Source organism: Rhodococcus sp. IEGM 1379, assembly GCF_030056815.1.
Classification (GTDB): domain Bacteria; phylum Actinomycetota; class Actinomycetes; order Mycobacteriales; family Mycobacteriaceae; genus Rhodococcus_F.
The window spans coordinates 1-14,468 of sequence record NZ_JASHKR010000100.1; the positions used below are offsets into that span (position 1 = coordinate 1).

Below are 14,468 nucleotides of genomic sequence, written 5' to 3' on the forward strand. Positions count from 1 at the left end.
GATCTTCCCGCAAATCCCGAGCAGATGCATCACACCACGGATACCGTTGTGCTGCTTCAGCGATTGAGTGCGAGTACCGATAGCAACTCGTAAGCGACGTGCGCCGCTGCGATACCGGTGATCTCGGCGTGGTCGTACGCCGGCGCGACCTCGACGATGTCGGCGCCGACCACGTTGAGCCCCACCAACCCTCGTAGCGTGTTCAACAATTCGCGGGACGTCATGCCCCCCGCTTCGGGCGTGCCGGTGCCGGGAGCGTGCGCGGGGTCCAGCACGTCGATGTCGACGGATACATACACCGGGCCACCGTCGAGACGCTTACGCATGCGCTCGACGATGCTGGCGACGCCGTCGACCTCGTAGTCGTCGCTGCGGATCACCTGGAAGCCGAGGACATTGTCGTCCTCGAGGTCTTTCTCGCTGTACAGCGGCCCACGGATGCCGATGTGCTGCGAGCGTTCCATATCGATGAGGCCCTCTTCGCTGGCGCGTCGGAAAGGCGTGCCGTGCGTGAAGGGTTGACCGAAGTAGGTGTCCCACGTATCGAGGTGGGCATCGAAGTGCAACACCGCGATCGGTCCGTGATCGCGCGCGAGTGAACGCAGGATCGGCAGGGCGATCGTGTGGTCGCCGCCGAGCGTGAGCACGGAGGAGCCGTCGGCGCGCAGGTCGGTCACGGCGGACTGGATGGTCGTGAGCGCTTCCTGCATGTCGAAGGGATTGACGCCGATGTCCCCGAAATCGGCAACCTGCTGCGTAGCGAAGGGGGAGACCTTCAATGCCGGGTTGTACGGACGCAGCAGCTTGGAGGCGGCGCGGATGTGGCCGGGGCCGAAGCGGGCTCCGGGTCGGTAGCTGACGCCCGAATCGAAGGGGATTCCCAGGATGGTCACGTCGGCGCGTGACACCTCGTCCAATCGCGGTAGGCGCGCGAAAGTGGTCGGTTCGGCATACCGGGGGACGCGGGTGGCGTCGACGGGTCCGATGAACGATTCGGGATTTTTGGTAGCCATGCGGCGCTCGCCTGCTCTCGATTCGGCGCACACAGGGGCGCCCTCAGTGATGTAGCTCTCTGAGCAAGTATGGTTTCCTCAAGAGACGTGTTTGTCAACCTCTGTTTCCTGGCAGGGATACGGCGGTCGTGAAGGAGAGGGCTCATGGCCACGGTGAAAGATGTTCTGGACCCAGTCGGACCACGCATTGGTGCGAGGCTCAAAGCTGCTCGTCAGTCGAAGCGATTGACCCTCGACGACCTGGCCGAATCCTGCGGTGTGACCAAGGGGTATCTGTCGAAACTCGAGCGCGATCACGTCAATGCGTCCGTCGCGACGCTGATCAAAGTCTGTGCCGTCCTCGAGATTCCTGTCGGGTCCCTGTTCGAGAATGCGTCGGCCGGCGAAGTGGTGCGCGCCGATGCTAAGCCGCAGATCAGTTTCGGCGGCGAGAAGATGACGGAGTTCCTGCTCACGCCATCGAATGAGCGTCGTATCCAGGTGTTGCTCGGTGAGATCGAACCGGGCGGGGGAAGTGGTCAGGAGCCCTACAGTCTGCCGGTGGACGTAAATTTTGTTCACGTAATCGAGGGCGGATTGCGCGTATCGTTCGAGGGTGGGAGAACTGACCCGGACGGTGAATCGGTGGATGCGGAGGACGTCGTTCTGGGGGCCGGGGATTCGTTCACGTTCACACCTCGGCACAACCACAGCTTTCAAGCGGAAGGTGCGGCCTCGGCGAGGGTTCTGTGGGTTCTGAATCCGGCATTGCCAGAGGGGCCGCGGGTTGCGGTCTCCTGAGTTCGACCAACAAGCATGTTGACTCTCGGGAAACAAGTGTTGACATGATTACCGGCACGGGGCACGCTAGGGGTAGTCCCCGTCACATATTGGCGTCACGGAACTCCTGAAGGAGCGCACCATGCCTGTCGATCCCGTCCGAGCAGGCCTGTTTCAGGGCCCTCTCACCTCGTCGGACGCATTTGCCTCGGTGGAATTCAACCTCGACGCGATCGCGTCGGCAGCTCAGGAGGCGGCGGCGTCAGGCGCACACATCCTCGTGACACCGGAGATGTCCGCGACGGGCTACGACATCGGTGAACTGGTGTCGCAGCGCGCCGAACCGGCAGACGGTCCGATCTTCGATTCCATTGCCGAGATTGCTCGAAGTGCCGGCATCGCCGTTGTGTACGGATATCCCGAACGGGTTGGCGGCGACATGTACAACAGCGTGCAGGCGGTGGGCCGCGACGGCAGGTCGCTTGCCAACTACCGCAAGACTCACCTCTTCGGAGCATTCGATCGTGGGCACTACACTGCCGGTGACACTTTGGTCGTCGGGTTCGATCTCGAGGGCATCCGCTGCGGATTGCTTATTTGTTACGACGTCGAGTTTCCCGAAGTCGTCCGTGCACATGCCGACGCCGGTACCCAGTGGCTGATTGTGCCTACGGGACTGATGATGCCCTTCGAACACATTGCGCAGCATGTGGTTCCGGCGCGAGCCTATGAAAGTCAGATGTTTCTCACGTACGTCAACCGTTGCGGCGCCGAAACCGAACTGAACTACTGCGGTCTCTCGTGTGCGATATCCCCGGACGGTCGGGAATTGGCGCGCGCGAGCGATGGGCGGGAGCTTCTCTTCGCTGATATCTCGGCTGGTTCGCTATCCCATTCCCGTTCTGTCAACACACATCTCGACGATCGGCGGCTCGATCTCTATTCCGATCTTCACACTTCCAGGGAGAACCGCAGATGACCATTCCCGTAGCCCCGGACAGTTCCTCGGAGCCCGGTACGCAGCCACCGCTCACCATGTTCGGGCCGGACTTCCCGTTCCCGTACGACGACTACGTGTCTAGTTCGGCAGGCTTGGGTTCGGTACCCGATCTGGCGCTGGGAACCGAAGTTGCGGTCATCGGCGGAGGTCTGGCCGGAATGCTCGCCGCCTACGAACTGCTCAAGATCGGCCTCAAACCGGTTGTCTACGAAGCGGATCAAATCGGTGGCCGCATGCGTTCGGTCGAGTTCGACGGGCATCCGGGAGTTGTGGCAGAAATGGGCGCGATGCGGTTCCCGCCGTCGTCGACAACACTGTTTCACTACCTGAACGAACTGGGTCTGCAGACCGAAGAGTTTCCGAACCCGCTCGCCGAGGTCACTCCCAGCACAGTCATCGACCTCAAAGGTGAGAGTCACTACGCGCACACCCTCGAGGATCTGCCGCCGATCTATACCGAGGTGGCGCAGGCCTGGCAACGCACTCTCGAAGAGCATGCAGATCTGATTCCGTTGCAGCAGGCCATCCGTGACCGCGATACCGCGGAGATCAAGCGGATCTGGAACGACCTCGTGGTGCGGTACGACGATCAGACGTTCTACGGATTCCTTGCCGCATCGAAGCACTTCAAATCCTTCCACCTGCGGGAAGTGTTCGGGCAGGTCGGATTTGGCACGGGCGGTTGGGATACCGACTATCCCAACTCGATCCTCGAGATCCTTCGGGTGGTCATCACAGCGGCCGACGACGATCACCGCGGCATAGTCGGCGGATCGCAGCAGTTGCCCTTGCGGTTGTGGAACCGTGCTCCTAAGCAGATGGTGCATTGGCCTGCCGGCACAACTGTCTCCTCGCTCAACGGGGGCAAGGCCCGGCCGCGCGCCACGGAACTACGACGCACCGACCCGGGGCACTACACGGTGACCGATTCCGAGGGGTACATCCGAACCTATGTGAGCGCTGTTGTCACAGTGCAGAGTTGGATGCTACTCAACAATATTCGTTGCGACGACGATCTATTTCCGATCGACCACTGGACTGCCATCGAGCGGACTCACTACATGGGGTCGACCAAGGTGTTCGTCCTCGTGGATCGCCCGTTCTGGAAGGACAAGGATCCCGTGACGGGGCGTGACGCGGTATCGATGACGCTCACCGACCGGATGAGTCGCGGTACGTATCTGCTCGATCAGGGTGAGGGTAAGCCCGGTCTGATCTGCCTCTCCTATACGTGGTCCGACGACTCTCTCAAGCTGTTGGCGCTGGGCGCCACCGAGCGGATGAACATCATGCTGCGCTCGCTCGAGGAGATCTATCCGGGTGTGGATTTCCGTAGCCACATCATCTCCAGTCCGGTGACACTGTCCTGGGAAACCGAGCGTGACTTCATGGGCGCGTTCAAAGCGAATCTTCCGGGTCACTACCGCTACCAGGAGCGCCTCTTCTCCCATTTCGTGCAGAATGATCTGGAGCCGCGACACCGCGGCATCTTCCTCGCCGGTGACGATATTTCCTGGACAGCGGGTTGGGCCGAGGGCGCGATCCAGACTGCGATCAACGCGGTGTGGGGTGTCGTGAACCATCTCGGCGGCGCCACATCGGCCGAGAATCCCGGGCCGGGCGACGTGTTCGAGGACCTCGCTCCCATCAGGTTGGGCGACTGATCGAACTGCAACTGCCGAAATGTCGTGCCCGATGGGGGTTGGTACTCCCATCGGGCACGATCTCTCTCCGGTGATCCACGCAACACTGAAAAGGTTCGGATCCAATAACTCCAGGAGGGTGTTCAATGGCGAGCACAGTATCGGCGACCAAGAGCGCGGCAGCAGAATCGAATGCACCATCAGGCGGTGATCGATCGCACGACCGCGCTCTCGCGCTGGTAGCCGAGTTGGCCGCAGCGAGCCAGCGACTCGTCTTCCGTCGCGGCGGCATCGTTGGTGATGACTGCGTCATCGGCGATCTGACCTGTGTAGTGCTCTGGCCGTCCGGAGAGCCCTCCCTCTCCGACCTTTGTGAGAACTTCGAATCCCTCGGACTTCGAGTGTCGACGCACCGCCCGCTTCCGACAGTCCTGGGTTCGGCGCACCATTTCACCTTCGAGCCAAGCACTTTCGACGGCGGCGCCCTGGAAAAGATGGCAGACACTTTCGAAGCGGTCATTGCCGGCTCGACCAGCATGGACGCCTTCTCCAGCCTGATCGGCCGAGCGGACATCACCTGGCGCGACGCAGAGTTGCTGCGCGCTGCATGCCGTTTCCTCGCTCAGGCTCGCATCGGCTTGTCCGAGAGCTACATCGTCGGAGTACTTGGCGCCAAGCCGCTGTTCGTTCGTCAGGCCGTTGACCTGTTCACCGCGCGTTTCGACCCGGCGGTTTCGGATCGAGAGGTGGCAACCGCTGCTGCTGTTGCTGCGATCGACGAATCCGTCCATGGCGCAGACACTCTCGACGAGGACCGCGTCCTGCGCGGCGTGCGCTCGTTCTTGCAGGCCACTCTGCGCACCAACTGGTACCTGCGGGGCGACGCCGGTCAGTCGTTGCCGTACGCATCCTTCAAGATCGATTCGCAGTTGCTGTCTACTCCGCAGAAGACGGTGCCGTTCCGCGAAATCTATGTCAGTGCACCCAATGTCGAGGGCGTGCATCTGCGTAGTTCCTCGGTGGCGCGCGGCGGTTTGCGTTGGTCCGACCGCTACGAGGATTTCCGTACCGAGGCCCTGAGCCTCATGAAGACCCAGAGTGTCAAGAACTCGCCCATCGTTCCGTCCGGAGCCAAGGGTGCGTTTGTTGTTCGCGGAACGTCTTGCCCGACACCGGCACAGGTGCAGGAGGCGTACAGCACCTTCATCCGCGGCCTCCTCGACGTCGTCGACAACATCGTCGACGGCGAACTGGTGCGCCCGGCTGAAATTGTCGAATACGACGGTGAGGATTCGTACCTCGTTGTAGCAGCAGACAAGGGAACCGCTCGGTTCTCCGATGTCGCCAACGGCATCGCGGTAGAGCGTGAATTCTGGCTGGGCGACGCCTTCGCTTCCGGCGGCAGTGCAGGCTACGACCACAAGGCTATGGGCATTACCGCGCGCGGCGCGTGGGTGGCTGTGAGGCGCCACTTCGCCGAACGTGACCTGGATGTGGACACCGATCCGTTCACCGTGGCCGGTATCGGCGACATGTCCGGCGACGTGTTCGGCAACGGAATGTTGCTCTCGCACAAGATCCGTCTGGTTGCGGCTTTCGATCACCGCCACATCTTCATCGACCCGAACCCCGACGCCGAGGCGACGTTCACCGAACGCGCTCGCTTGTTCACTGTGCCGCGCTCGTCGTGGGACGACTTCGATCGCACCGTGATGTCCGAAGGTGGCGGAGTCTGGCCACGCAGCGCGAAGTCGATTCGTCTGCCCGCAGAAGCCCGCGCAGCACTCGGAATCACCGCGGAATCGTTGACCCCGCAAGAACTGATCCGGGCCATCCTGTGTGCCCCGGTGGATCTGTTGTGGAACGGTGGAGTCGGCACGTATGTGAAGGCGTCGGCGGAAAGCAATGTCGACGCGGCCGACCCGTCCAACGACGGTGTGCGCGTCAGCGCCGACGAACTGCGCGCAACAGTGGTGGGCGAGGGCGGCAACCTCGGATTCACGCAGCGCGCACGCATTGAATATGCTGCTGCCGGTGGACGAATCAACGCTGACTTCATCGACAACGCTGCTGGTGTCGCGACGTCCGACCGTGAGGTTAACATCAAGATTGCGTTGGCGGAGCTGGACGCAACGTCCCGGAACGCACTCCTCGCTGCCGCTCAGGACGAGGTAGCGGACTCTGTCCTGAAAGCCAGTGCCGACCAAACGCTGGCGATCAGTCTGGCCGAGCATCGCGCTCCGGCACTGCTCGATCAGCACGAACGACTGATCGAGGATCTTGTCTCGGCCGGCGCCATGAAGCGGGTCGAAGAATCCCTACCGGACGCCAAGGCGCTTGCCGTTCGCGCCCAGGCAGGCCAGGGTCTCCTGCGGCCCGAACTTGCTGTGCTGGTTGCCCAGTCGAAGAACGTGCTCACCGCCGAGTTGGGTGGTTCGGCAGTCCCCGACAATCAAATTTTTGCCGATCGACTTCCGCAGTACTTCCCGTCGTCGGTTGTCGAGGCCGCGCCTGACGCTGTGCGGTCGCATCGGCTCGGACGCGACATCATCATCACCTCCGTGGTCGACGAGCTGGTCAACCGCGTCGGACCGGGCGTGCTGTTCCGTCTGGAAGAACATCTGGGAGTACGCAGTCCGGAGGCTGCACTTGCCTATGCCGTGGTGAGTGAGGTTCTCGGCACCGAGGATCTGCGCAGCGAGATTCTGAATTCGGATCTCAGTGCCCGCGGTCAGTTGAAGTCCCTCGACCGCCTGCAGCAGTTGCTGGAATCGGAAATGAGCTGGGTACTGCGCCGGCCGGGAGCTGCCGGCCGGTTCATCGTGAACCCCCGCGCTGACATCGACCGGTGGTCTGCGCCCGTTCGAGAGCTCACCCGTGGACTGTCGGCGAACGAACGCATCAACGGTTCCTTCGGAGCCTTGGCGTTGGCTGACATTGCGTTGCAAGAGAATACGACGGCCCCGGCCGCTGCCGCGCTCTACCACGAACTTTCGGTAGCCCTCGATCTGGGTGATGTACTCGGCGGCGTCGACGTTGCTGCTGGAGCCTCGCATTGGGAGGTCATGGGTAGTGCTGCCGTTCACGCACGTTTGACTGCGCGTTTCGCGGACCTGGTGTCGGGAGCACTGGGCGAAGGTGTCGAGGGTATTGTCGAGCTGTGGAAGGCTGCCAATCCCGAAGCCTTGCACAGGTTCACGGCTTTGATGGCCAGCGTGCGTCGTAGCGGGGCACTGGACACGGCAAAGCTGTGCACCGTCGACGCCGAACTCGAACTGCTCGTTCGTGGGGCATCAACTTTCGCGTCAGCGGCTCTCCCAAGCGAGTAGTGAGAGCAATAGTTCAGCCCTGACTCTCGCCTGACCGAGGTCGCATCGCAGCAGTTCTTCGATGCGAGTGATGCGACCTCGGAGGGTGTGCCGGTGCACGCCGAGTTCGGCTGCAGCGGACTCCCATTGGCCGTTCGCTTCGAGATAGGCGCGCAGGGAGACAGTGAGCGCGGTTCCATGTGCCTGGTCATGCTCGGTCAATACCGGAATGGTGTTGGCAGCCAAGGCCACAAGAGCTTCCCGAGCAGGTTCGGACGCCAGAATTGTCGAACCGGTGAGAGCATCGAACTCGATGATGCGCTCGGTGGCGGTCGTGAGGTTGGCTGCGGCCCGCGCCTGGATCAGCGCGCGGGGGGCGTCGAGCAATCGATGTGCCGTACTGATCCCGGCGCGTACGGCCTTGGCCTCGTTGGGGGAGAGTTGCGCGAGAAAGGTTTTCGCGGTCTCCACAGTGTCAGTGCCCCGCAGGAGAACCGTGAGCGCGGTGGAGTCGACTTGAGCAAAAATTGGTCGGCCGGCGCGGGCGAGCGCATTGTCGAATTCCCGCAGAGCTGAGCTCAGAGCAGATCCGCGGACATGGACTACGCGAACGAACCCGTTGGTGTCGCCGGCCTCGTCCAGATATGACGGTACGTTGTCGTCGGGGATTCTTCCGTCCAGAAGGAGTCCGAATGCCATGGAGTTCAACCGGGTTCGCTCGGCGCGCAGGCGTACCGGCTTCTCCAACTCCAAGGTGAGTAGCGAGACGGCGTGTCCGAGGAGAACTCGGTCGATGTTGTTCAGCGGTCCGGTGCCGGCCATCGCGAGATGGCCGTGCCAACTGCCAGTCACTCCGACAGGGGAGAGAGTCAAAGTTCGCTCGGGAGTGCTCTGCGAGATCGATGCCGGAGCGTTGGGATCTCGGGTGGTGGCGGCTACCGCGCGCACCTCGGCGATGAGCGCGTTTTGATTGGTGGGGTGCACCGCCGTGAGTCGATCGCCCACAAACGCGACCGAAGTTTTTGTGGCTGCAGCCAACTCGCGCACAATCGCGGATACACCGCCGCGCAACGCAACCCGGGTGATACGCGTCTGCACCTCCGCCGCGCGCAGAACCGATTCGTATTCCTGCTGGCTCAAGCGGGTCATTACCGCGCGTGTCACTGCCGCGAACGGGGTGGTGAACGGTACTTCGAGCACCGGCAGTCCCCGATTTTCGGCCGCTGCCAGCAGGTCCAGCGGCACGGCCTCGTGGGAAAGCCCCGTTCCGAAACCCAGAGCCGATACTTCTGCGGCGGCCAGGCGGTCGATGTACTCGGTGTAGTCGGCGGTGCTCGCGTCGACCAGAGCAAGCCCGGTAGTGAGGACCAACTCGCCGCCGGAAAGCCAGGGAGTGGGGTCCGTCAGTTCGGTGGCCTGCGCAAACGTCACCGGCTGCGTAGTTGCGCTGCGGTTGGTCAGCAGTTTCAGCGAGAGGTGCCGCTGGAGTAGTAGCCACGAGATCGGAACTGTCACCTGTGTAAGGCTAGCGGCCGTTGCCGATATGGAGTAGGCCTGAACCATGGGATGTCCATTTCGGCAGGCTTCAGACCGGTTCGCGCGTCGCATACTCGAATGCAATACACAACAGAGAGGGTGGTCACATGAGTGCAATCGAATACAGGCTTCCGCAGGAACGTCGCATCGTCACGGAGTTCCCGGGCCCGCGCTCGGCTGCGCTCGCAGAGCGTCGTAAGAAGGTTGTCGGCGCCGGTGTCGCATCCACCCTCCCGGTCTACGTTGCCGATGCAGACGGCGGCGTCATCGTCGACGTCGACGGCAACTCGCTGATCGACCTCGGTGCCGGCATTGCCGTGACCAGCGTCGGCGCGTCCAACCCGGCCGTCGTTGCCGCAGTCCAGGACCAGGTCGCGCACTTCACGCACACCTGCTTCATGATCGCGCCGTACGAGGGCTACGTCGAGGTTGCCGAGCGTCTCGCCGAGTTGACCCCCGGTGACCACGAGAAGCGTTCCGTTTTGTTCAACAGCGGTGCAGAAGCTGTCGAGAACGCCGTGAAGATCGCCCGCCACGCAACGGGCCGCGACGCAGTTGTCGTCTTCGATCACGCGTACCACGGCCGCACCAACCTCACGATGGCACTGACTTCCAAGTCCATGCCGTACAAGAGCGGCTTCGGCCCGTTCGCCCCCGAGGTCTACCGCGTTCCGATGTCCTACCCCTTCCGTGAGGGCCTCAACTACGACGGCTCCAAGATCACCGGTGAGCAGGCCGCACAGCGCGCCATCACGATGATCGAGAAGCAAATCGGCGCAGCCAACACCGCAGCCATCCTCATCGAGCCCATTCAGGGCGAGGGCGGATTCATCGTTCCCGCAGAAGGATTCCTGCCGACGCTCGTCGCCTGGGCCAAGGCCAACGGCGTCGTCTTCATCGCCGACGAGGTCCAGACCGGCTTCGCGCGTACCGGTTCCTGGTTCGCCAGCGACCACGAGGGCATCGTCCCCGACCTGATGACGCTCGCCAAGGGCATCGCCGGCGGCATGCCGCTCGCAGCTGTCACCGGCCGCGCAGAGCTCATCGACGCAGTCCACCCGGGCGGCCTCGGCGGCACCTACGGCGGCAACCCCGTTGCCTGCGCTGCTGCATTGGCATCCATCGACCAGATGCGTGAACTTGACATGGCTGCTCGCGCACGCACCATCGAGAGCACCGTCGTCGGCCGAATCAACACGCTGGCCAAGGAACTCGACGTCATCGGTGACGTTCGTGGCCGCGGTGCCATGCTCGCCATCGAGTTCGTCAAGCCCGGCGGACAGGAGCCGGACGCTGATATCACCAAGGCGATCGCCGGCGCTTGCCTCGCAGCCGGTGTCGTTATCCTGACCTGCGGTACCTACGGCAACGTCGTCCGTCTGCTCCCGCCGCTGGTTATCTCCGAGGAGCTGCTCGACGACGCACTGACCGTCCTCGAAACCGCTATTCGCGCTGCAGCACAGGAGAACTGATATGTCGAACGTCTCGGAACTTCTCGATTCTGTACCTAAGGGCATTTGGCTCGGCGGCAAGCTTGTTCCTGCCGAAAAGACCTTCGCGGTCTACAACCCGGCCACCGGTGAAGAGTTGGCTCAGGTAGCGGATGCCTCTGCCGCTGACGGCATCCGCGCACTCGACCTCGCTGCTGCGGCACAGGAAGATTGGGCTGCAACACCCGCTCGCGTTCGTGGCGAGATCCTGCGTCGTGCATTCGAGTTGCTGCATGCCCGCGCCGAGGACTTCGCGCTGATGATGACCCTGGAAATGGGTAAGTCGTTGGCCGAGGCCCGTGGTGAGGTCAACTACGGCGGCGAGTTCCTGCGCTGGTTCAGCGAAGAAGCGGTCCGCATCGGTGGACGCTTCACGCAGGCTCCGGCCGGCAACGGTCGCATCCTCGTCACCAAGGGACCTGTCGGACCGGTTCTCGCGATCACTCCGTGGAACTTCCCGTTGGCCATGGGTACTCGCAAGATCGGACCGGCGCTCGCTGCCGGTTGCACCATCATCGTCAAGCCTGCGGAGGACACTCCGCTGACCATGCAGCTTCTCGGTCAGGTGTTTGCCGACGCCGGTCTGCCCGACGGCGTGCTCTCCATCCTCCCGACCTCCGATGCAGCATCCATCAGTGGACCGCTGATGGAAGACGCGCGTCTGCGCAAGGTCACCTTCACCGGCTCCACCGGCGTCGGAAAGCTGTTGGTGCGCAATGCGGCTGACAAGTTGCTCCGCACGTCCATGGAACTGGGTGGCAACGCTCCGTTCATCGTGTTCGACGACGCCGACATCGACGCAGCTGTCGACGGGGCCATGATCGCGAAGATGCGTAACGGCGGCGAGGCGTGCACCGCAGCCAACCGCATTTACGTCGCCAACTCGGTCCGCGAAGAGTTCACCGAGAAGTTCACGGCCAAGGTCGCTGCACTGACGGTGGGCGCCGGCGACGCCGAGGGCACCAACATCGGACCGCTGATCAACACCAAGCAGCTCGCAACCGTCACCGGACTCGTCAATGACGCCGTGTCCAAGGGCGCTCGCGTTCGCACCGGTGGGTCGGCACCCGAAGGCCCCGGGTTCTTCTTCACCCCGACGGTCCTCGATCAGGTTCCCGCCGATGCTCGTCTGCTCAAGGAAGAGATCTTCGGACCCGTTGCAGCCGTAGTCGGTTTCGAAACCGAAGACGAAGCCGTTGCGGCAGCCAACAATACCGAGTTCGGTCTGGTGGCGTACTTCTACACCCGAGACATCGACCGCGCGATGCGCGTCTCGGCCAAGCTGGATACCGGCATGGTCGGCGTGAACCGCGGCGCGATCTCCGACGCTGCAGCACCTTTCGGTGGCGTCAAGGAATCGGGCTTCGGCCGTGAAGGCGGCACCGAAGGTATCGACGAGTACCTCGATACCAAGTACGTAGCGCTGTAAGTTCTTTCACAAGATGAGGGCCTCACCGAATTTTTCGGTGAGGCCCTCATCTTTGGTTTATTCGCTCAGGGGCTTGTTATTCGCTCAACGGTGTAGGGCGGTAGTACTTGCCCTCGTGATAGAGCAACGGCGCTGCAGCGGAGTCGTCGTCCTCGTCGGCATGGACTCGAGTGACCAGTCCGATGACCAAGGTGTGGTCGCCAACGGGAATCAACTGATCGACAGTGACCCGCATCCAACTGGGGGTGCCGTGCAGCACGGGCTCGCCGGTATCGAGTACCGCCCACAGTGATTCGTCGGCAAAACGCTGATCAGCGCTACGCGCAAAACGCTGTGCCAGATGTTGCTGATGCTCGCCGAGCAGGTGGATCACCAATGATTCGGCAGCCTTGAGCGCAGTGATGCTCGACGACGTCTCCGCGATGTTGAACGAGACGAGCGGAGGTTCGAGAGACACCGAGGAAAACGAGGTGGCAGTGAAACCCACTGGGCCTGTGCCGGAGTTGAGAGTGACAACAGTGACTCCCGCCGGGTGGCGACCCAATGCGGCGCGGTAGTCGGCGGCACAGATGCCGGTGGACAACTCGGATGTTCGAGGCGTGGTGTCAGTCAATTGGGACTCTCCGGGTCGGACGCAAGGATGTTTGCCCAACTATAGGACGCAGTTGCGGCGCGTGGGCCGACGGCGATCAGTCCATCTCGACGGCGAGGCCTGCTGTGATTCGCAGAAGTTCCGGATACGTCGTCCGGAAGACGGTATTGGGGTGACCTGCCGCGGCCCACAGAATCGGGTAGTGCGCGAGGGCCGTGTCGACGTAGGTCGGCAGATTGGTGGGGTGCCCGAGGGGCGCAACTCCGCCGATGGGCTGACCCGTCGCAGACTTTGCCATCTCCAGCGGAGCGCGCGTCAACGTGCCTTCGAGACGTTCACCGGTGGCCTTCAGATTGACTTGATGCGCACCCGAGACCAGCAATAACACCGGGTCGTCGTCAAGAAGGAAGACGAGCGACTTCGTGATTGCGCCAACCTCCACCCCAACAGCGGCCGCGGCTTCTTCGGCAGTGTGCGTCGCGTCGGCTTGCGTGACTATGACGCCGTGGTGACCGCGAGCGATCAAGGTCTCGGCGACATGCGAGGCGCTGGGGTGGAGGAGGCTCGTCATGGATTCCAGAGTAGGACTAGTCGACGTTTGCGACATCCGGAGTCGGTGACGTGTCGAGTGACTTTCGATTTCGGCGCAACGTGAATCCAAAGAGAAGGACAGTGCCGATCAGGGCGTACAGGAAAAGCGTCAAGGCCGGCTGACCGATTCCGACGTTGTTGAAATACACGATGCTGCGAACGCCTTCGGTGCCCGCGCCGGGCGTGATCCAGCGGCCGATAGCAGCGTAGAACGACGGAATGATGTTGGAGCCGAAAGCGCCTCCGGCGCTGGGGTTACCGAGGATGACGAACACTGCGATGGCTAGTGGAACTGCAAGAATGCCGATGGCGGCACGCAATCCGAGGGTGAACATCGCCGTGCCGAACACGACCGCGCTGCCCAGGATCCAGAGTGGCAACCAATGCCCGGCAAACGTGCCGAGCACGTGCGAGGTGATGAGTGCGCCCAACGCTCCCGAGATGATCGAGTAGATCGCGATGACGCCGGTATGGGCGCCGGCCTGGCGGAGAGTCTTCGGTGCACCGATGAACAATCCGATTGCCGCGGCAAAGAGGTATCCACCGACAACCCAGCCGACGGCGAGGTAGAAGCCGGAGAGGCCACGATTGTCGTGAGCGCCGACGGGGATCTCGTCGCGCACGACGAACTCCCGGTTCTGGCTCTGCTCGACCTGGGCGAAGACTGCTTCGAGCGACGTCGCGATCGAACTGCCACCGGCGCTGGCAGTGATCAGCATGTCGGGACCCACCGGGCTGATGACAAATGCGCCCTGGATCTCGCGGTCGTGGAGCATCCGACGGGCTGTGGCGGTGTTGTCGATGACCTGGGCACTCAGTGGGCTGCCGTCGATAGCGTTGAGTTTGTCAGCGACCTGCTGGTCCATGCCCGCGGGAATTCCCGGATCCGCGATGACCGCGATTTCGATGTCGCGGGGCGTCGGCTGATGGAACGCGGCGACGTAACTGAGGATGAATCCCATCTGCAGCAGGAGTACACCGACGAACAACGCCGCCATGACTTTGGTGGCGCCGTATTTCACCAGCAGGTTGTCGTGGTGGTGTTCGTCGGTGGCTGTGTTCGGTGCCGGAAGTGTAGTGGTCACGATGAGTCCTGATCTTGTCGAA

The 14,468-nt window shown here is 62.5% G+C and carries 11 protein-coding genes; 6 read left to right on the plus strand and 5 right to left on the minus strand.

What is annotated here, in order from left to right; translation table 11 throughout:
- Positions 1 to 56: 56 nt before the first annotated feature.
- A complete protein-coding gene (speB, locus tag QM600_RS26470) occupies positions 57 to 1,013 on the minus strand; it encodes an agmatinase (protein ID WP_283264744.1) in 957 nt (318 codons plus the stop codon).
- A 144-nt stretch (positions 1,014 to 1,157) separates the two neighbouring features.
- Here speB and QM600_RS26475 point away from each other — a divergent pair, with 144 nt between their 5' ends.
- The 4 genes from QM600_RS26475 to QM600_RS26490 all read left to right on the plus strand — a co-directional run bounded on the left by QM600_RS26475 (position 1,158) and on the right by QM600_RS26490 (position 7,744).
- On the plus strand, positions 1,158 to 1,793 hold the full coding sequence (locus QM600_RS26475; RefSeq protein ID WP_283264745.1) for a helix-turn-helix domain-containing protein: 636 nt from the start codon (positions 1,158 to 1,160) through the stop codon (positions 1,791 to 1,793).
- Positions 1,794 to 1,914: 121 nt separating this feature from the next.
- Positions 1,915 to 2,751 carry a carbon-nitrogen hydrolase family protein gene (locus QM600_RS26480; RefSeq protein WP_283264747.1) on the plus strand — a complete coding sequence of 279 codons (837 nt, stop codon included), beginning with the start codon at positions 1,915 to 1,917 and terminating at the stop codon, positions 2,749 to 2,751.
- Positions 2,748 to 4,436 carry a flavin monoamine oxidase family protein gene (locus tag QM600_RS26485; RefSeq protein ID WP_283264748.1) on the plus strand — a complete coding sequence of 563 codons (1,689 nt, stop codon included), beginning with the start codon at positions 2,748 to 2,750 and terminating at the stop codon, positions 4,434 to 4,436. Before QM600_RS26480 ends, QM600_RS26485 begins: the two co-directional genes overlap by 4 nt.
- A gap of 125 nt (positions 4,437 to 4,561) precedes the next feature.
- The gene (locus QM600_RS26490) at positions 4,562 to 7,744 is read left to right on the plus strand and encodes an NAD-glutamate dehydrogenase domain-containing protein (RefSeq protein ID WP_283264749.1); all 3,183 of its coding nucleotides are present in this window, start codon (positions 4,562 to 4,564) and stop codon (positions 7,742 to 7,744) included.
- Here the strand turns inward: QM600_RS26490 and QM600_RS26495 are convergent.
- Positions 7,721 to 9,238: a PucR family transcriptional regulator gene (locus QM600_RS26495; protein ID WP_283264750.1), complete on the minus strand. Its 1,518-nt coding sequence runs from the start codon at positions 9,236 to 9,238 to the stop codon at positions 7,721 to 7,723. The genes QM600_RS26490 and QM600_RS26495 overlap by 24 nt on opposite strands.
- Before the next feature lie 128 nt (positions 9,239 to 9,366).
- On the opposite strand from QM600_RS26495, the gene gabT reads away from it, so the two are divergent.
- Together gabT and QM600_RS26505 are read left to right on the plus strand one after the other, a co-directional pair.
- Positions 9,367 to 10,731, plus strand: coding sequence for a 4-aminobutyrate--2-oxoglutarate transaminase (gene gabT / locus QM600_RS26500; protein WP_283264751.1), 1,365 nt, complete (start codon positions 9,367 to 9,369; stop codon positions 10,729 to 10,731).
- 1 nt (position 10,732) lies between these two features.
- The gene (locus QM600_RS26505; protein WP_283264752.1) at positions 10,733 to 12,178 is read left to right on the plus strand and encodes an NAD-dependent succinate-semialdehyde dehydrogenase; all 1,446 of its coding nucleotides are present in this window, start codon (positions 10,733 to 10,735) and stop codon (positions 12,176 to 12,178) included.
- A gap of 76 nt (positions 12,179 to 12,254) precedes the next feature.
- Here QM600_RS26505 and QM600_RS26510 read toward each other — a convergent pair whose 3' ends face one another.
- From QM600_RS26510 to QM600_RS26520, 3 genes are all read right to left on the minus strand, one after another.
- The gene (locus tag QM600_RS26510) at positions 12,255 to 12,791 is read right to left on the minus strand and encodes a flavin reductase family protein (protein WP_094270963.1); all 537 of its coding nucleotides are present in this window, start codon (positions 12,789 to 12,791) and stop codon (positions 12,255 to 12,257) included.
- A gap of 76 nt (positions 12,792 to 12,867) precedes the next feature.
- Positions 12,868 to 13,341: a YbaK/EbsC family protein gene (locus QM600_RS26515; RefSeq protein ID WP_283264753.1), complete on the minus strand. Its 474-nt coding sequence runs from the start codon at positions 13,339 to 13,341 to the stop codon at positions 12,868 to 12,870.
- 16 nt (positions 13,342 to 13,357) lie between these two features.
- The gene (locus tag QM600_RS26520; protein WP_349307292.1) at positions 13,358 to 14,446 is read right to left on the minus strand and encodes an ABC-2 transporter permease; all 1,089 of its coding nucleotides are present in this window, start codon (positions 14,444 to 14,446) and stop codon (positions 13,358 to 13,360) included.
- Positions 14,447 to 14,468 lie beyond the last annotated feature (22 nt).

Coding starts and splice junctions, on each gene's coding strand:
- speB (WP_283264744.1), bottom strand. CDS start 1,013: ATGGCTACCAAAAATCCCGAATCGTTCATCGGACCCGTCGACGCCACC.
- QM600_RS26475 (WP_283264745.1), top strand. CDS start 1,158: ATGGCCACGGTGAAAGATGTTCTGGACCCAGTCGGACCACGCATTGGT.
- QM600_RS26480 (WP_283264747.1), top strand. CDS start 1,915: ATGCCTGTCGATCCCGTCCGAGCAGGCCTGTTTCAGGGCCCTCTCACC.
- QM600_RS26485 (WP_283264748.1), top strand. CDS start 2,748: ATGACCATTCCCGTAGCCCCGGACAGTTCCTCGGAGCCCGGTACGCAG.
- QM600_RS26490 (WP_283264749.1), top strand. CDS start 4,562: ATGGCGAGCACAGTATCGGCGACCAAGAGCGCGGCAGCAGAATCGAAT.
- gabT (WP_283264751.1), top strand. CDS start 9,367: ATGAGTGCAATCGAATACAGGCTTCCGCAGGAACGTCGCATCGTCACG.
- QM600_RS26505 (WP_283264752.1), top strand. CDS start 10,733: ATGTCGAACGTCTCGGAACTTCTCGATTCTGTACCTAAGGGCATTTGG.
- QM600_RS26515 (WP_283264753.1), bottom strand. CDS start 13,341: ATGACGAGCCTCCTCCACCCCAGCGCCTCGCATGTCGCCGAGACCTTG.